The organism is Apilactobacillus nanyangensis, assembly GCF_016861915.1.
GTDB lineage: Bacteria > Bacillota > Bacilli > Lactobacillales > Lactobacillaceae > Apilactobacillus > Apilactobacillus nanyangensis.
This window is the reverse complement of record NZ_BOLX01000004.1, coordinates 25,621-44,890: the sequence shown is the minus strand read 5'-3', so window position 1 is coordinate 44,890 and position 19,270 is coordinate 25,621. Positions and strand designations below refer to the sequence as shown.

At 36.6% G+C, this 19,270-nt stretch carries 13 protein-coding genes; 12 read left to right on the top strand and 1 reads right to left on the bottom strand.

The features are described 5' to 3' along the window. Positions 1-146: 146 nt before the first annotated feature. From glyQ to clpB, 8 genes are all read left to right on the top strand, one after another. Positions 147-1,079 (top strand): glycine--tRNA ligase subunit alpha, encoded by a 933-nt coding sequence (gene glyQ, locus JUD45_RS01735; protein WP_203619536.1) that lies wholly within the window; start codon positions 147-149, stop codon positions 1,077-1,079. Further along, a complete protein-coding gene (gene glyS / locus JUD45_RS01730) occupies positions 1,079-3,157 on the top strand; it encodes a glycine--tRNA ligase subunit beta (RefSeq protein WP_203619535.1) in 2,079 nt (692 codons plus the stop codon). Before glyQ ends, glyS begins: the two co-directional genes overlap by 1 nt. Positions 3,158-3,268: 111 nt before the next feature. After that, a complete protein-coding gene (dnaG, locus tag JUD45_RS01725) occupies positions 3,269-5,110 on the top strand; it encodes a DNA primase (RefSeq protein ID WP_225424302.1) in 1,842 nt (613 codons plus the stop codon). A gap of 16 nt (positions 5,111-5,126) precedes the next feature. Beyond that, positions 5,127-6,239 carry an RNA polymerase sigma factor RpoD gene (gene rpoD, locus JUD45_RS01720; RefSeq protein ID WP_138727131.1) on the top strand — a complete coding sequence of 371 codons (1,113 nt, stop codon included), beginning with the start codon at positions 5,127-5,129 and terminating at the stop codon, positions 6,237-6,239. Positions 6,240-6,326: 87 nt separating this feature from the next. Then, positions 6,327-7,022: a tRNA (adenine(22)-N(1))-methyltransferase gene (locus tag JUD45_RS01715; RefSeq protein WP_138727132.1), complete on the top strand. Its 696-nt coding sequence runs from the start codon at positions 6,327-6,329 to the stop codon at positions 7,020-7,022. Further along, the gene (locus JUD45_RS01710) at positions 7,023-7,826 is read left to right on the top strand and encodes a Nif3-like dinuclear metal center hexameric protein (protein ID WP_187155349.1); all 804 of its coding nucleotides are present in this window, start codon (positions 7,023-7,025) and stop codon (positions 7,824-7,826) included. 11 nt (positions 7,827-7,837) lie between these two features. Further along, entirely contained in the window at positions 7,838-9,073 is a 1,236-nt protein-coding gene (pepT, locus tag JUD45_RS01705) for a peptidase T (RefSeq protein WP_138727134.1), read from the top strand. 105 nt (positions 9,074-9,178) lie between these two features. After that, a complete protein-coding gene (clpB, locus tag JUD45_RS01700) occupies positions 9,179-11,761 on the top strand; it encodes an ATP-dependent chaperone ClpB (protein ID WP_138727135.1) in 2,583 nt (860 codons plus the stop codon). A 36-nt stretch (positions 11,762-11,797) separates the two neighbouring features. Here clpB and JUD45_RS01695 read toward each other — a convergent pair whose 3' ends face one another. Further along, the gene (locus JUD45_RS01695) at positions 11,798-11,989 is read right to left on the bottom strand and encodes a DUF2929 family protein (RefSeq protein ID WP_225349239.1); all 192 of its coding nucleotides are present in this window, start codon (positions 11,987-11,989) and stop codon (positions 11,798-11,800) included. Between the two features lie 114 nt (positions 11,990-12,103). On the opposite strand from JUD45_RS01695, the gene dnaE reads away from it, so the two are divergent. From dnaE to xerD, 4 genes are all read left to right on the top strand, one after another. After that, positions 12,104-15,469 (top strand): DNA polymerase III subunit alpha, encoded by a 3,366-nt coding sequence (dnaE, locus tag JUD45_RS01690; protein ID WP_187155350.1) that lies wholly within the window; start codon positions 12,104-12,106, stop codon positions 15,467-15,469. A gap of 142 nt (positions 15,470-15,611) precedes the next feature. Next, positions 15,612-17,372, top strand: a complete 1,761-nt coding sequence (gene pyk, locus JUD45_RS01685; RefSeq protein WP_138727137.1) for a pyruvate kinase — start codon at positions 15,612-15,614, stop codon at positions 17,370-17,372. Between the two features lie 108 nt (positions 17,373-17,480). Beyond that, on the top strand, positions 17,481-18,365 hold the full coding sequence (locus JUD45_RS01680) for a CvfB family protein (protein WP_138727138.1): 885 nt from the start codon (positions 17,481-17,483) through the stop codon (positions 18,363-18,365). 14 nt (positions 18,366-18,379) lie between these two features. Beyond that, positions 18,380-19,267 carry a site-specific tyrosine recombinase XerD gene (gene xerD, locus JUD45_RS01675; RefSeq protein ID WP_203619534.1) on the top strand — a complete coding sequence of 296 codons (888 nt, stop codon included), beginning with the start codon at positions 18,380-18,382 and terminating at the stop codon, positions 19,265-19,267. The last annotated feature ends 3 nt before the right edge of the window (positions 19,268-19,270 follow it).

The following is a 19,270-nucleotide window of genomic DNA, read 5'->3' as shown; positions in this document are numbered from 1 at the left end:
GCACTTTTTGAACCAAAGAAATCAAGCTGCTGACGAAAGTCAGAAGTAGGGTGGAACCGCGAACAATCGTCCCTATGTAAACTGTATTTAAGTATACTTTTTGCATAGGTTTTTTTTATGCCATTCGTTTATTAGGAGGAAGTAACATGACAGAAAAGTTGTCAATGCAAGACATCATTTTAAAATTACAACAATACTGGTCATCACAAGGTTGTATGTTAATGCAAGCATACGATACTGAAAAGGGTGCCGGAACTATGAGTCCATACACATTCTTACGTGCAATTGGACCTGAACCATGGAACGCAGCATACGTTGAACCTTCTAGAAGACCTGCTGATGGTAGATATGGTGAAAACCCTAACCGTTTATACCAACATCACCAATTCCAAGTAATCATGAAACCATCTCCTGAAAACATCCAAGAACTATACTTGGATAGTTTAAAAGAACTTGGCATTAACCCAGAAGAACACGATATTCGTTTCGTTGAAGATAACTGGGAAAACCCATCAATGGGTTGTGCCGGTGTTGGTTGGGAAATCTGGCTAGACGGAATGGAAGTTACTCAATTTACTTACTTCCAAATCGTTGGTGGTCAAGAAATGAACCCTGTTGCTTCAGAAATCACTTACGGTCTAGAAAGACTTGCTTCATACGTTCAAGACGTTAACAACGTTTTTGAACTAGAATGGAGTGATGGTGTTAAGTACGGTGATATCTTCAAGGAACCTGAATACGAACACTCAAAATACAGTTTCGAAGAAAGTAACCAAGAAATGTTACTAAAGATGTTTGATGACTTCGAAACAGAAGCTAAAAAACAAATCGCAAACGGCTTAGTTCACCCTGCATACGACTACGTTCTAAAATGTAGCCACACATTTAACTTATTAGATGCTAGGGGTGCCGTTTCAGTTACTGAACGTGCCGGATACCTTTCAAGAATCAGAAGAATGGCCAGAGAAATTGCTAAGGCCTTCATTGCTGAAAGAAAGAAACGTGGTTTCCCACTTATCAAAGATGAAAAATTAAGACAATCTCTTCTAAAAGATAATGAAAACAAGGAGGAAAAATAATGGTTCACACATTTTTACTTGAAATTGGACTAGAAGAAATGCCAGCTCATGTGGTAACTCCTAGTATCAAACAATTAGTTAAGAAGACTGAAGATTACTTAAAAGATCAAAGAATCGATTTTGATGCTGTTAAGCCATTCTCAACTCCTCGTCGTTTAACTATCCAAATTGAAGGTTTAGCAGACAAACAACCTGACGTAAACGAAACTGTAAAAGGTCCTGCTAAGAAAATTGCTTTAGATGACGAAGGAAACTGGTCAAAAGCAGCCATTGGTTTCACTAAGGGACAAGGGTTAAGTACAGACGATATTACTTTTAAAGAAGTTAATGGTACTGAATATGTTTTCGTTGAAAAACACATTGCCGGAAAGCCTGTTAAAGAAGTGCTAATGGGATTAAAGGATGTTATTACAAGCATGACATTCCCAACACTAATGAAGTGGAACGTTTACCGTTTAGACTTCATTCGTCCAATTAGATGGATGGTAGCTCTATTAGATGATGAAGTATTACCAATTCAAATTCTAGACGTTACTGCTTCAAACGTTAGTCGTGGTCACAGATTCTTAGGTCAAGACACAACTATCAACTCAGCTGACGAATACGAAGAAAAGCTAAAAGAACAATTTGTTATTGTTGATGCTCAAAAACGTAAAGACTTAATCGTTAAACAAATCAAAGAAATCCAAGATGAAAACAACTGGGTAATTAACATTAACCCAGGTCTTCTTGAAGAAGTTAACAACTTGGTTGAATGGCCAACTGCATTCTTTGGTAAGTTCGATGAAAAATACCTACAATTACCTTCAGAAGTTCTAATTACTTCAATGAAGGATAATCAAAGATTCTTCTACGTTAACGATCAAAATGGCAATATATTACCATTCTTTATCTCAGTTAGAAACGGTAACAGCGAATACATTGAAAACGTGATTGCTGGTAACGAAAAAGTGCTTACAGCACGTCTAGAAGATGCAATGTTCTTCTATCAAGAAGATCAAGCTAAGAATATTGACTTCTACGTAAACAAGCTAAAGAAGGTAAGTTTCCACGATAAGATTTCAACTATGTTTGAAAAGATGCAACGTGTTGAAAAGATTGCAGAAGTAATTGGTCAACATGCTAAACTAAACGACCAAGAACTAAAAGATGTTAAACGTGCTGCTCAAATTTACAAGTTTGATTTAGTAACTGGTATGGTTGGTGAATTCTCAGAACTACAAGGTGTCATGGGGGAAAAGTACGCTCTATTAAAGGGTGAAAACGAAGCTGTTGCTACTGCTATTCGTGAACACTACATGCCAATCTCAGCAACAGGTGAACTACCAGCGACAAAGGTCGGTTCAGTTCTTTCTCTAGCTGATAAGTTTGACAGTATCCTAACTTTCTTCGCTGCTGGTATGATTCCAAGTGGTTCAAATGACCCATACGCATTGAGAAGACAAGCTAACGGTATTGTTAGGATTGTTAAGAACGAAGAACTAAACTTCAACTTAACTGAAATGATGGAAGCATTCATCAACGCTGAAAAGGATGCTAACGTTGCTCCTGACTTGGATCAAAACAAGGAAATTAGCGAGATCGTTTCATTTATCAAGGATAGAATTGTTAAGCAATTAAAGGCTGACAAGATTAGACATGATATTATCGATGCTGCAGGTAACTCAAACAATGATAATATCGAATTTATCTTCAACGTTGCCGACATTCTAAACGAACACAAGGAAGATGATAACTTCAAGGAATCAGTTGAAGCATTAACTCGTGTTCTAAGAATTTCTGAAAAACAAGATTTTGCTTCAGACGACTTAAATGTTGATGAATCATTATTCGAAAACGATTCTGAAAAGAACCTTCATTCAAATGTTGAAGCAATCTCTGGTGACTTCTTCTCACTAAGTGCAAACGATGAATACAACAAGTTATTCGACTTGAAAGATTCAATTAACGATTACTTTGACCAAACAATGGTTATGGCTAAAGATGAAAACGTTAAGAACAATCACTTACGTGAATTAACTAAGTTATCAAACATGATTAACTGGTTTGCTGACTTAAACCAATTAATCGTAAAATAGAATCGATAGACAAACCTATGATGGGTTGATAAAATACTGTATAATATTTATTCGTATTTTTAACAAAAGTCGCACTAAAAATCGGTGCGACTTTTATCAGTGAAAGGAGATATGCTGACAATGATTCCTGAAGAAGTAATTGATCAGATTAGAAATGAAACCAACATTGCCGATGTTGTTGGTCAATTTGTTTCATTGAAGAAATCTGGTAGTAATCTATTTGGTATATGTCCATTTCATAACGAAAACACTGCATCATTTTCTGTTAATGAACAAAAACAAATCTTTCACTGTTTCAGTTGCGGAAGAGGTGGAAATGTCTTTAAGTTTATGATGGAATTGGAAAATCTTTCATATCCGGAAGCGGTAATGAGAGTTGCTGATATGCAAGGAATTGAAATTCCAGACCAATATAAGCATTCCAATAAAGCTAAATCAAACATCAATCCGGTTGAGAAAAAATTAATCGATATGCATGAGCAAGCCACCGAATTGTATAGTCATATTTTGATGAATACTGAAGTGGGACAACCAGCATTAGATTACTTGCACGAACGTGGATTGACTGATGAGACCATCAAGTTCTACCGTTTGGGATTTGCGCCTAAGGAACAAATCTTAAATAAGTTTTTGGAAAATAAGAAAGTTCAATATGATGATATGAGAAAATCTGGTCTATTTATTGAAACTGATGATGGTAAACTTCGTGATCGTTTCTTTGACCGTATCATGTTCCCAATTAAAAATGAGTTTGGTAATCTGATTGGTTTCTCAGGACGTGTGATGGATAAAAATGCCTCAACGGCAAAATATTTAAATAGTCCTGAAACTGACATCTTCAACAAACGAAAAGTGTTATTTAACTTATCGGATGCCAAGACAACCATTCAAAAGCAAAAGAATGTTATCTTGTTTGAAGGATTCATGGATGTTATATCTGCTTATCAATCAGGTGTAACCAATGGAATTGCTTCAATGGGAACTAGTCTTACCACAGAACAAATCGCTACGATTAAACGTTTAACACCAAGCGTTAGTGTTTGTTATGATGGTGATGCACCGGGACAAAATGCGATTAATCGAGCATTGTCATTGTTAGGCAATACAGATCTATCTCTAGGTGTTATTCAAATGCCTGAGGGAATTGATCCCGATGAATATCGTAAACAATATGGTGAGGAAAGATTTGCTAGTTATATGCATTCCGCATATGAATCACCACTTTCGTTTAAGATGCGATACTTCAAGTTAAACCGTAACTTGGATAATGAAACTGACCAGATTAGTTATATTAACGATGTCTTGCAAGAAGTTGCTAAGATTTCTGATCCGTTGGAAAGAGACATTTATGTTAATCAACTATCTGATCAATTCAACTTGAACAAGTTAGATTTGACAAATCGAATGAATACCTATATTCAAAAGAATAATGTTAACAAGTCGATTCAGAAATCAAGGGATGAACCACAACAAGGCCATCCAGTCATCCAACCATTTGATAACGTCAAATCACACAGCAAGGTGGAATTGGCGGAATTATATTTATTTAATCGGATTTTGATGTCACGTGAAATGTGGCAACATTTAATGAGTAAAGATGGTTTTTCATTTGTGGATGATGATTTTCAACTTCTATACACATTGGCACAAGGGTACATGGCAACACATGACGAGTACAAATCAGCTGAATTTCAAGACTTCATCAAAGAAGAAAAGTTGCAAAACATGCTGATTAATATTGAAATGTTACCTTTAAGCGATGCGCCAAATAAAGAAGAGGTTGACGATTATGTTAATATAATAATGAATGAGGCGCCGATCGATGTTCAGCTTAAGAACAAACAGGCTGAATTGAATGATGCCAAGAAGCTAGGGGATGTTGATAAACAAACGGAACTAGCGATGGAAATCATCAAGTTACAAAGACAAAAACAGTTGAACGACAGATCGTAATTTAGGAGGCACTTTAATGGCTGAAAAGAAGTTAAACAAAAAAGAACTAAAAGAATCAACCAATGCTTTAATTAAGAAGCAAAAGAAAGTTGGACACGTTACCTATGACGATGTTAATGACACAATTGCTGTGCCATTCAAGCTAACTAAGAATGAAATGTACGAATTACTAGAAAAAATCGAAGATGCTGGTATCAGTGTTGTTGATAAAAATGGTGATCCAGATCCACGTGCCTTAGAAGCAGCTAAAAAGGTTACTCAAGCAGAATTGAAAAATTCTGGTTCTGCTCCAACTGGTGTTAAGATTAATGACCCGGTTAGAATGTACCTAAAAGAAATTGGACGTGTTCCACTTCTAACAGCTGACCAAGAAGTTGACTTGGCTCTTCGTATTGAAGAAGGCGACGAAGAAGCTAAACAAGAATTAGCTGAAGCTAACCTTCGTTTGGTTGTTTCAATTGCTAAGCGTTATGTTGGTCGTGGTATGCAGTTCTTGGACTTAATCCAAGAAGGTAACATGGGGCTAATGAAGGCCGTAGAAAAGTTTGATTACAGAAAAGGTTTCAAGTTCTCAACTTATGCTACTTGGTGGATTAGACAAGCTATTACACGTGCGATTGCTGACCAAGCTAGAACTATCAGAATTCCAGTTCACATGGTTGAAACAATCAACAAATTAATCCGTATTCAAAGACAATTACTTCAAGATTTAGGTCGTGAACCTACACCTGAAGAAATTGGTGCTGAAATGGATATGCCAACTCAAAAGGTTAGAAGCATTCTAAAGATTTCTCAAGAACCTGTTTCTCTAGAAACACCAATTGGTGAAGAAGATGACTCTCACTTAGGTGACTTTATTGAAGACCAAGATGCAACTAGTCCAGCTGACCATGCTGCATACGAATTACTAAAGGAGCAACTTGAAGGTGTCCTAGATACTCTAACTGACCGTGAAGAAAACGTTCTAAGATTACGTTTCGGTCTAGATGATGGTCGTACTAGAACTCTTGAAGAAGTTGGTAAGGTCTTTGGTGTTACTCGTGAAAGAATTAGACAAATTGAAGCTAAGGCTTTGAGAAAGTTACGCCACCCATCCAGAAGTAAACAATTAAAGGATTTCCTTGAATAATATTAAAACAGATAGCATTTGCTATCTGTTTTTTATTTTCTATAGCGGTTATAATATAAATAATAACAAAGTAGAAAAGGTGTTTTTATGGACGCAAATAAGTTATCTCAAAGATTGAAAGTAGTTGCAGATTTTGTTCCGCAAAATAGTCGAGTAGCAGACATCGGATCAGACCATGCATACTTGCCAGTTTATTTGATGAAACAAAAACAAATTGAATTTGGAATTGCTAGTGAGGTTGCTAAGGGACCTCTAGACAACGCAATTCAAGAAATTAAAGCTGAAGGTTTAAGTAATCGAATCGACACTAGACTAGCTGACGGCCTATTATCAGTACAACCAGAAGATAAGATTGATTGTGTTACCATTGCCGGAATGGGCGGAACTTTAATCAAGAATATTCTAGAAAACGGGAAGTCACACTTGTCAGGCGACGAATTATTGATTCTTCAACCAAACGTTGGTGAAGATCGCTTGAGAACATGGTTAATGAATAACCAATACGAAATTAGTGATGAAACCATTTTAAGAGAAGACGGTCACACCTATGAAATTATCGTTGCGAAAAAGACCGACGAACCACTGAAATACACAGAACAGGAAATTAAGTTTGGTCCATTTTTACTAAAACAACATTCAGATGTTTTTGTTGAAAAGTGGGAAAACGAAATTGAAAGAATTGAAATGGTAATTGACCAAATGAGCTTGGCTAAGCATGATAAACCAGTTGATAAGATTAATTCAATGAAGAAGGAAATTGAGGAAATTAAAGAGGTGTTATAAATGAAAGCATTCGACTTAATTAACCAGTTTGAAAAATTTGCACCAAAGGAGATTGCGGTTGAACATGACCCAATTGGTTTGCAAATCGGATCGATTAATCAAGAAATTCATAAGGTCTTAGTAACTTTAGATGTTAGACCGGAAGTAGTTGAAGAAGCCATTGAGAACGACTGTGATATGATTTTTTCTCATCACCCAGCGATGTTTAGACCCGTTAAGAGCATGGATTTAGATGTTCCACAAAATAAGATGTACGCAGATATCATTAAGAACAACATCGTTGTCTATTCAGCACATACAAATTTGGATAATGCTGATGGCGGTATGAATGATTGGTTAGCTGAAGCAATGGATTTGAGAAACGTTGAAGGACTAGTAAGCCAAGGAGAATATAATGGCGTTGAATATTTCATGGGTCGAATTGGTGAACTAAAGGAAACCACAACAGTGGAACAATTTGCTCGTAATTGCAAGGAGTATTTCAATGTTGACGGTCTTAGACTAATTAGTCATGAGTTAAATAAACCTGTCAAAAAAGTTGCCGTATTAGGTGGAGATGGTGGTAAGTTCTATAATCTTGCTAAGAATAAGGGTGCAGACGTTTATGTGACAGGAGATGTTTATTACCACGTCGGGCATGATATGATAGCTGACCATATGTCAGTCGTTGATCCTGGTCACCACATCGAAAGCATTTGTAAGCCATATTTGGCAGAAATGTTCAAAGAGTGGTCAAAAGATTATGATTGGCCAATAGATGTGATAGAATCTTCTATAAACACTGATCCATATCAATTTATTTAGGGGGAAACACCATGAGTAAGTATGAAGACTTAGTACCTCGTTTTTTGAGATACGTTAAGGTTAACACGCGTTCTGATGAAAGCAGCACTACTATTCCATCAGCTAACCGTGAAACAGTATTTTTAAACCAATTAAAGGAAGAACTAAAAGAAATTGGTTTATCTAACGTAAGAACAAATGAAGAAAGTGCATATGTATTTGCGACTCTACCTTCAAACATCGACAAAGATGTAAAGAAGATTGGTTTCATTTCACATATTGATACTGCTGATTTTAATTCAGAAAATGTGAACCCACAATTTGTAGAAAACTATGATGGAAAATCAAACATCAAATTAGGTGACGGTGAATACAACTTAGATCCAAACGTATTTGAAAGTCTACATAAGTATTCTGGTGATACTCTTATCACAACTGATGGAATTACTTTATTAGGAGCTGACGACAAGTCAGGAGTTTCCGAGATCATTTCATCCATGAAATACTTAATTGACCATCCTGAAATTAAGCACGGTGAAATCGAAGTTGGTTTTGGTCCGGACGAAGAAATCGGAACTGGTTCATTGAAATTTGATGTTGAAGATTTCGGTGCCGATATGGCTTACACTGTCGATGGTGGAGCTAAAGGGCAACTACAATACGAAACCTTTAACGCTGCTGGTGCAACTGTTGAAATTAAAGGAACTGATGTCCATCCTGGTGAAGCCAAGGATGTTATGGTTAATGCGGCCTTATTAGCAATGGAATTCAATGCTAAGCTACCTGCATATGAAAGACCTGAATACACTGATGGTAAGGAAGGATTCTACTTCTTGCTTGAAATCAATGGTACTCCAGACAACACTAAGATGTCTTACATCATCAGAGATCATGACAGAAATCGTTTTGAAGAAAGAAAACAATACTTCAAAAAGATTGCCGATGAAATGAACAAGCGTTTTGATTATGACCGTGTTCACGTTGAAGTTAAGGACCAATACTACAACATGGCCGAAGTTATCGAAAAGAACATGGAAGTTGTTGATTTAGCCAAGGAAGCAATGAACAATGTTGACGTTAAACCAGATATTTTCCCAGTTCGTGGGGGAACTGATGGTTCAACAATCTCATTTAAGGGGTTACCAACACCAAACTTGTTTGCCGGTGGTGAAAACATGCACGGTCGTTTTGAATACGTATCTGTTCAAACAATGGAAAAGGCATGTGATGTCATCATTGAAATCGCTAAGTTAAACGCAGAAAAATAATTAGTCAAAAAAGGTCAAAATAATTTGATTTAATGTGACCTTTTGGTAAAATTTACCTATGAGATGGATTTCTCATAGGTATTTTTTATTAAGTAGGTGAAATAATTGAATCCAGATGAATTAACAGAAGCAGTATCACAAGCGTTAGCTGAAGCACAAAAGGTGGCTGCTAATCGCAAACATCAAGAAATCACAATTACCCATTTGTTCAAGGTATTGGTACAACCAGGTGAATTAGCAAGACAAATTTTTGCTGAAGCAGGGATGAACGTTGATGATTTCGAAAAGCAATTGGATCAACAACTAGATGAAATTGCAACAGTAGATGGCCAAGGCGTGGCCTATGGACAAAATATTTCATCCAGTATGCTCGAACTATTACAAAATGCAGAAAAAGAAAAAACAAACTTGGGTGATGGCTATGTTGCCGTTGATACATTAGTAATCGCATTAATGGATACAACGGGTAACAAAGTTGTTGACTATGTAAAAGACCAAGGAATTACAAAACAAAAGATTGAAGAAGTAGTACAAAATATCAGAGGGGGCGAAAAGGTGACTTCAAAGAATCAAGAAGATAATTATCAAGCACTTAAGAAATATGGTGTTGACTTGGTTGCCGAAGCCAGAGCAGGTAAGTTAGGCCCTATTATCGGAAGAGACGAAGAAATTCTAGACGTAATCAGAATTCTTTCCAGAATGACCAAGAACAATCCTGTTTTGATTGGTGATCCAGGTGTTGGGAAGACTGCCATTGTTGAAGGTTTAGCAAAGCGTATTGCCGTAAACGATGTTCCTGAAAATCTAAAGGACAAGTCATTGTTTGAACTAGACATGAGTTCATTGATTGCAGGTGCCAAGTACCGCGGTGAATTCGAAGAACGTTTGAAGGCTGTACTAAAGGCTGTTAAAAAGTCTGAAGGCCAAATTATCATGTTCATCGATGAAATTCATAACATTGTTGGTGCCGGTAAATCAGAAGGTAGTATGGATGCCGGAAACATCTTAAAACCAATGTTAGCTCGTGGTGAACTACATTTGATTGGTGCGACTACTGTTGATGAATACAGAAAGTACATGCAAAAGGATAAGGCACTTGAAAGACGTTTCCAAAAGGTCAGCGTTGATGAACCAAGTGTTGACGATACCATTACAATTCTTCGTGGAATTAAAGAACGACTAGAAATTCACCACGGAGTAAGAATTCACGATAACGCGTTAGTTGCAGCTGCTAAGTTGGCTGACCGTTATATCCCAGATCGTTTCTTACCAGATAAGGCGATTGATTTAGTCGATGAAGCATCTTCCACAATCGAAGTGGAAATGAATTCTAATCCAACTGAATTGGATCAAGCCAACCGTAAGTTAATGCGTGCCGAAGTCGAAGAAGCAGCATTGAAGAACGAGGAAGACGACGAATCAAAGGCTCGTTTGGCCAAACTAGAACCAGAACTAGCCAACTTAAAGGAAACCGTTAATAAGTTAAACGCTAGATGGCAACAAGAAAAGTCATCCATTAAGACATTAGGTGACAAGAAGGCTGAATTAGACCAAGCTAAAAATGACTTGCAACAAGCCGAAAGTTCATACGACCTAAATAAGGCTGCAATTCTAAAACATGGTACTATTCCAAAGCTTGAAGAAGAACTAGCTAAGATGGAAAATCAAGACCATGAAGATGACTGGTTAGTTAGTGAATCAGTTACAGAAGATGGCATTGCAGAAGTATTAAGCCGTGAAACTAAGATTCCTGTTGCTCGTTTGATGCAAGGTGAAAGAGAAAAACTGCTTCATTTAGATGATAACTTACACAAGCGAGTAGTTGGTCAAGATGAAGCTGTTGAAGCCGTTTCTGATGCGGTATTACGTTCTAGAGCTGGTCTACAAGATCCAAGCAAGCCATTAGGTTCTTTCCTATTCCTAGGACCTACCGGTGTTGGTAAAACTGAACTTGCCAAATCATTAGCTGAAAACTTATTCGATTCAGAAGAACACATGGTAAGAATTGACATGTCAGAATACATGGAAAAAGAATCCGTTTCTAGACTGGTCGGTGCTGCTCCAGGATACGTAGGTTACGAAGAAGGTGGCCAATTAACTGAAGCCGTTAGAAGAGACCCATACACCATTGTTTTATTTGATGAAATAGAAAAAGCGCATCCTGATGTCTTCAACGTCTTACTACAAGTTTTAGACGATGGAAGATTAACTGATGGTCAAGGCCACACAGTTGATTTCAAGAATACGCTATTGATTATGACATCAAACCTAGGTTCTGATATCTTATTGAATGGTTTGGATAAGGATGGCAATATTTCTGATAAGGCTAAGAAACAAGTTGATGACTTATTGAAGAAGAGCTTTAAACCAGAATTCCTAAACAGAATTGACGACATCATTACATTCAAACCACTATCCAAGAAGGATGTAAGACAAATTGTTAAGCATTTAATCGATCAATTAGGCAAACGCTTAAATGACCAACAAATCAAGATTGAAGTCAGTGATGAAGCGCTAGACTGGATCACTGATAATGGATACGACCCACAATATGGTGGAAGACCATTACAAAGATTTGTGACAAGAAATGTCGAAACACCATTGGCTAAGTTAATCATTGCAGATAAGGTGAAAGCCAAATCTACAGTTAAGATTGGATTAGCTAACAATGAATTAACATTTGAATAAACAAAAAAAGCTCAAGTTGATTAACTTGAGCTTTTATTATTTGACTGAGTGTTTTGAAATAAGTGTTAAAGCGTTAACAGCAATTAATACAACAACGGCTGATACGACACCAATTTCAGTTAAGTTATAGGTTAGTCCAGTTAATTGACTGGCAATGTATCCGATGATTTCACCGAAGATAACAGCCCAGAAAATAACTAATAGATTTGAAATAATGAATTTCATCATATCCACCTCACATTTCATAGAAATTTTACCACAGTTAAGAAGTAAAAAACAGTTATAAATAATCCAACCAATTGATATTTTTGTTATAATTATTGAAGGAAAGGGATGATTTTTATGGATTATACACCGTTAAACGTAATGAGTTCATACAGTTTGTTGAATAGTACAATCTCAATAGATGAATTAATTTCAACAGCAATTAAACGTGGGTATACTAACCTGGCGTTAACTGATGACAAAGTTATGTATGGTGCAATTGAATTCTATGATAAGTGTATAAAAAATAATATTCATCCAATTATCGGACTTACTTTGTCTGTTGAGAATGTCTCAACTGATGAAGAGGCAAATCAATTGATTGTTTTAGCAAAGAATAATGATGGATACAAAAACATCATGAAATTATCCACTCTAGCTAAAACGAGGGAAAACGAAAATCTTTCAATAGATGATTTACTTAGTTTTACCAAGGATACCTTTATAATTGTTCCTGATTACGGCGAGGTAGCAGCGTTGATTAAACAACACCAATTCGATACAGTGATCGATTTTATAGGTAATCTTAAAAATGGCCACCAAGATGATATCTTCTTGGCAATTAGTGAAGAAAAACTAGAAGATAATGACTACATTGAACAAGTTAAGTCATTATCGGGACAATTAGGAATTGGCCTAATCGCATCATCTAGAGTTCAAAATCTAAATAGTGATGATGCATTCGCGCTGAAGGTAATGCAATGTATTCGTGACGATAATCGCCGTTTAACCAATCCGCTTGGGGAAAGTCATGAAGAAACTCAGAATTGGTTAAAACCAAGTTCTGACGTAATTAATGACTACCAGCTAAAGGGACTTGAAGAATGCTTAACTAATAATGAAAAGGTAGCAAAAAGCTGTCATGTCGAAATTAGTAAAAAACAACCGGTTTTACCACATTATGATAATGGTAAGAACATGTCATCCAAGGATTTCTTGGCAGAGTTATGTATAACTGGTTTAAAGCATCGTTTAGTGGAACTAGCGGTTCCAAAGGATAAATGGCTAGTCTATCGTGATCGTCTAAAACACGAATTACAAGTGATTGATGGCATGGGCTTCAACGATTATTTCCTAATCGTGTGGGATGTTATTAACTATGCTCATCAACAAAATATCATGACCGGTCCCGGACGTGGTTCAGCAGCTGGATCGCTTGTTTCATTTTGTTTGTACATTACAGATGTTGATCCGATTGAATACGACCTATTGTTTGAACGTTTCTTAAATGACCAACGTGCTCAAATGCCGGATATTGATTTGGATATTCCAGATGATAAACGTGAAGTGATCCTAAATTATGTCCATGACAAGTATGGGCATCAAAACGTTGCCCAAATCGTTACTTTTGATACGATGTCGACCAAACAAGTATTAAGAGATGTTGGTAGAACATTTGGTTTATCTAAGTTTGAACAAGATGAGTGGAGTAAAGCCATTCCAAATAAGTTGAAGATTACGCTTAAGGAATCTTACGATAACTCACTAAAACTAAGAAACCTAGTTAACGACAATGCATTAAATAAGTTGATGTATGAAACGGCTACTAAGCTAGAAGGTAACCCTAGACATTCATCGACTCATGCTGCCGGATTGGTGTTAAGCCAAAATAAAATCGTTGAGACTTCACCACTTCAAGCAGGAAATGAAGAGCTTTTAATTACTCAATACTCTAAGAACTACGTTGAAGAAATCGGTTTGTTGAAGATTGATTTTCTTGGTTTAAAGAACCTTTCGATTTTAAATGACATTATTCAACTAGTTAGAAAAGATGTTAACAGTAACTTTGATATCAGAAAAATTAATTTAAACGATCCAAAAACACTAGAATTATTCCAAAAGGGTGACACTAATGGAATCTTCCAATTCGAATCTGACGGAATTAAACGTGTTTTGAAATCATTACATCCTGATAACTTTAATGAGGTTGCCGCAGTTGATGCCTTGTATCGTCCAGGCCCAATGGAAAACATCGACACTTTCATTGCTCGAAAGAAGGGCAAGGAAAAAGTTGAAGGAATTGATGCAACCCTCGTCGATGTGTTAGGACCAACGTATGGAATCATTGTTTACCAAGAACAGGTAATGCAAGTGGCATCAATCATGGGTGGTTTCACACTTGGCGAAGCCGACTTGTTACGTCGTGCAATGAGTAAGAAAAAACAAGGCGTAATGGAATCCATGAGAGATAAGTTTATTACTGGAGCCGAAAAGAAGGGTTACTCAAAGAAATCCGCTAGTCAGACCTTTGAATACATTGAGCGATTTGCTAGTTACGGTTTCAATAAGTCTCATGCCGTCGCATACAGTAAGATGGCATTTGAATTAGCTTATTTGAAAGCCCATTTTAGTCGTCAATTCTTTACCGGATTGTTGAATTCCGTAATGGGAAATCACGACAAGATTAACGTTTATGTTGTTGAGGCTAAGAAACGTAATATTAATGTATTGGCACCTGATATCAATAAGTCGTTTGAAGAGTTTATTGATGATGGGCAAAACATTATCTTTGGTCTAAGATGCATCAAGGGAATCCGTAGTGATTTTATTCGTGAAATTGTTGAAGAGCGTGAACAAAATGGCCCATACAAGGGACTAGAAGAGTTCATTTCCAGAATTTCACCACAGTTCAGAAAGAATGACTTATTGAAACCACTTATTTACGTAGGTGCCTTTGATAGTTTTAGTGATAATCGATCAGAATTAGCTAATTCAATTGATGAATACGTTGAATCAGTTAACCTAAGTGGAGGATCACAGGACTTGTTTAAGACATTAAAGCCTAAGAAACGAGTTGCTGAAGATCTTAGTCTGGTTGATAAACTGGAATTGGAAAATAAATACGTGGGTGTTTATTTATCAGGTCATCCAGTGGAACAATATCAACAACTACAAAGTTCGATGAAGATTGTTTCTTCAGACGAATTGGGAAGTTATGATGAACCGATTAACTGCCTATTGTTTGTTCAACGAGTTAAGACCATCAGAACCAAGAAGGGTGACAATATGGCATTTGTTGATGGAACCGATGTTGCTGGAGACATTAACGTGACGGTCTTCCCATCAACTTATAAACTTATAGCTAATTGGATCAGAACATCAATGGTGATTCTGGTAAGTGGAAAACCAGAAAAGAGAAACGGTCAGTATCAATTGATTGCCGACAAGATGTATCCAGCAGCAAACGTTTTGAGTAAGATTAAAAAACAAATTCCTAGTCAAAAATGGTATTTGAAGATTGATGAGGACCACAATTCTAATCAAGTATTGAGAAATGTTTATGCATTGATGAAACAAAATCACGGAACTCATCAAGTCGTTATATATAATTCACAAAACGGGACTAAAAAGCTGTTAAGTACTGACAATAATTTGAATAATAGCAAGGAATTGCACGATAAACTTATTCAATTATTAGGCAATGGCAATGTAGTTTATAAATAATTTTGAATTATTAAAAAATTGCGCAAAAATAAAAGACATAAATTTTAAAAAGTGATACAATTCTAGATGAAACCTAGTTATGCATGATAATCATCTTTTAGGGATGATTTATCATACAAAATAAAAGGAGAGATTTTTACTTATGAAGAAAACAAAAATCGTAAGTACATTAGGACCTGCTAGTACCGATGTTGACACTATTGTCAAATTAATCGAATCTGGCGCTAATGTTTTCAGATTTAACTTCTCACATGGTGACCATGAAGAACACTTTGATCGTTTAAACAAAGTTCATGAAGCCGAAAAGAGAACTGGTAAGACTGTTGGTCTTATGCTTGATACTAAGGGTGCTGAAATCCGTACTACTATCCAAAAAGATGGTAAGATCGAATTCCACACTAACGACGAATTTAGAATTTCAATGGACGAATCTATTGAAGGTACTAAAGAAAAGATCGCCGTTACTTACCCTGGCTTATTAGCCGACGTTCACGTTGGTGGCCACATCTTATTTGATGATGGTATCTTAGACTCAGTTATCAAAGAAATCGATGAAGCTAACAAAGAACTAGTTGTTGTTGCTCAAAACAACGCTACTCTAGGTTCACGTAAAACTGTTACTGCACCTGGTGTTTCAATTAACTTACCAGGTATTACTGAAAAGGATTCAAGCGACATTCGTTTTGGTCTTTCAGAAATGCACATTAACTTCATCGCCGCTTCATTTGTAAGAAAACCAGAAGATGTTTTAGACATCCGTAAATTACTTGAAGACGAACACAAAGAAGACGTTCAAATCTTCCCTAAGATTGAATCACAAGAAGGTATCGACAACTTTGAAGAAATCATGAAGGTTTCTGATGGTTTGATGATTGCTCGTGGTGACATGGCTGTTGAAATTCCAGCAGAAAACGTTCCAATCGTTCAAAAACACTTAATCCACAGATGTAACGAAATGGGTAAACCAGTTATTACTGCAACTCAAATGTTGGACTCAATGATCGAAAACCCACGTCCTACACGTGCTGAAGCTTCAGACGTTGAATACGCTGTATTAAGCGGTACTGATGCTACTATGCTTTCAGGTGAAAGTGCTAACGGTGACTACCCAGCAGAAGCAGTTGCTACTATGGCTAAGTTAGACGTTAAGGCTGAAAACCACTACGCTGAATACGGTGACGCTCGTCCTGCATTCAACAATGGTGACGTTACTGAAGCATTCGGTAAGCAAGTTGCTGAAATGGTTAAGGATCTTGACATCAAGACTATCGTAACTACTACTTCAACTGGTTACTCAGCTCGTATGATTTCTAAGTACCATCCAAATGCTGATATCTTAGCATTAACTTTTGATGACCGTGTACGTCGTGGTCTAATGGTTAACTGGGGTGTTCAACCAATCGTTGTTGACAAGCCAGAAAACAGTGATGGTATGTTCGACTTCGCAGCTAAGAAGGCAGTTGAAACTGGCTTAGCTAAGGAAGGCGACTTAATCCTTGTAGTTGCAGGTCTACCTGTTGGCGAAAAGGGTACAACTAACGTAATGAGCGTTAAGTTGATCGGTTCAGAACTTGCTCAAGGACAAGGTGTTGGCGACAAGACTGTTATCGGTAAAGCTTTTTTAGCAAGTAACGCTGCCGATGCAAACAGCAAAGCTGTTGACGGTGGCGTGTTGGTAGCTAAGAATACCAACAAAGACTTCTTGCCAGCTATTAAGAAGGCAAGCGCAATTATCGTTGAAGATGGTGGTATGACATCACATGCTGCAGTATTAGGTATTTCACTTGGAATTCCTGTTATTGTTAGCGCTAAGGGTGCTACTGAAAACATCACAGACGGTCAAACTATTACAGTAGATGCACGTCGCGGAATTGTTTACGCAGGCGCTGCTAACTCACTATAATATTTACTCGAAAAGAGGATGCATTTTAAATGCATCCTCTTTTTTTATCGAAATATTATGTAAATTAGTGTAGAATTGACATATAACGATTCGAAATGAGGAATATTAATGAATAACTTTTTAGGCCGTGTTGTTTCTGGTAAAGTAACTGACGAAAATGACAAAAACTATTTTGTTCAAATTGAAGGAACAACATTCCTATTGGATAAGGACGAAATATTAAAGCCACTAAAGATTGGTAGTAACTTTAAAGGATTTGCATATGAAAATGAAAATCATAAGATGCAAATAACAAGAAACATTCCAGATGTACAAGTGGATCACTATGCATTTGGAACGGTTGTCCAAAGCAAGTATGGATTGGGGATTTTTGTTGATATCGGTTTACCTAACAAGGACATTGCCGTTTCAATCGATGATCTTCCCGAATTAACAAAGTTATGGCCTCAACATGGTGATAAAGTCATGATTGCCTTAAAAATCGATAAAAAAGATCGAATTTGGGGTGAATTAGCTGATGAAGAAATCTTCAAGAGCATTTCAATCCCAGCTAATCCCAAGCTAAAGAACCGTAACATGAAGGCGACAACTTATAGATTGAAGTTAGCTGGAACTCGTGTTATCACAGACGACTATCGACTAGGATTTATCCATCCGAGTGAACGTGAAATGGAACCACGCTTGGGTCAACAAGTTGACGTCAGAGTGATTGGAATTTTACGAGATGGAACATTAAATCTTTCAATGAAGCCTCGTGCATATGAAGCAATTAGTGATGATTCAAAAATGATTTTTGCTGTTTTGAAGAGATCAGAAGATGCAAAGATTGCTTATACCGACAAGAGTACTCCTGAAGATATCAAGGCTTTCTTTGGTATTAGTAAGGGACAATTCAAACGTGCCGTAGGTAATCTTTTGAAGAACCGTCTGATTGAACAAAAGGATGGCGAAATGTTGTTAACTGAAAAGGGTAAAGAAACTGATATTGAATAAAATCGGGTGATATTATGGACTCCGAAGTTAAGGACTACTTACATTATTTGGTGATTGAACGTGGATTATCAGATAATACTATTAAGAGCTATCATCAAGATATTAAGGGATTTATCAATTACTTAAAAGACAATCATATTAATGAATTTAAAAAAGTCGATTCAAAGACAATTTTAGATTATATGAAGTACATGAAGGATTGTGGAAAGGCAAGAAATTCCATAATCCGTTTTGTTTCAACGATGAAAAAGTTTTTTAAATACCTACAAAGATATCACTTCATCTTAGAAGATCCTATGGTGAATGTAGATACACCTAAATCAGCCAATCATTTACCAGATGTATTGACGATGAAGGAAATTGATAAATTGCTAGCAGTTCCAGATACAAACGACAAATATGGCATTAGAGATAGGGCGATATTAGAAGTTATGTATGCAACAGGATTGCGTGTTAGCGAAGTAGTTAATTTGAAGATGGATAATTTACATTTAGATATGGGAATTATTCAAACAATTGGTAAGGGAGACAAGGAAAGAATCATTCCGATTGGATCTCAAGCCATTAAATGGATATACACTTATATGGAAAACAGTCGCAATCTTTTGCTAAAAAGAAGACATTGTGATTATCTATTCTTAAATGCTCATGGATCTGGTTTGAGTAGACAAAGTATTTGGCAAAAGCTAAAACGTTATGTTGGATTAGCTGGAATTAAGAAAAAGGTCACGCCACATACCTTACGCCATTCATTTGCCACTCATATACTAGAAAACGGAGCAGATTTGAGAGTTGTACAAGAGCTATTGGGGCACTCGGATATTTCAACAACTCAAATCTATACACATGTTTCCCATGAACATCTAAATAAGGCGTTTGATGACTTTCATCCACACGCTTAAAGC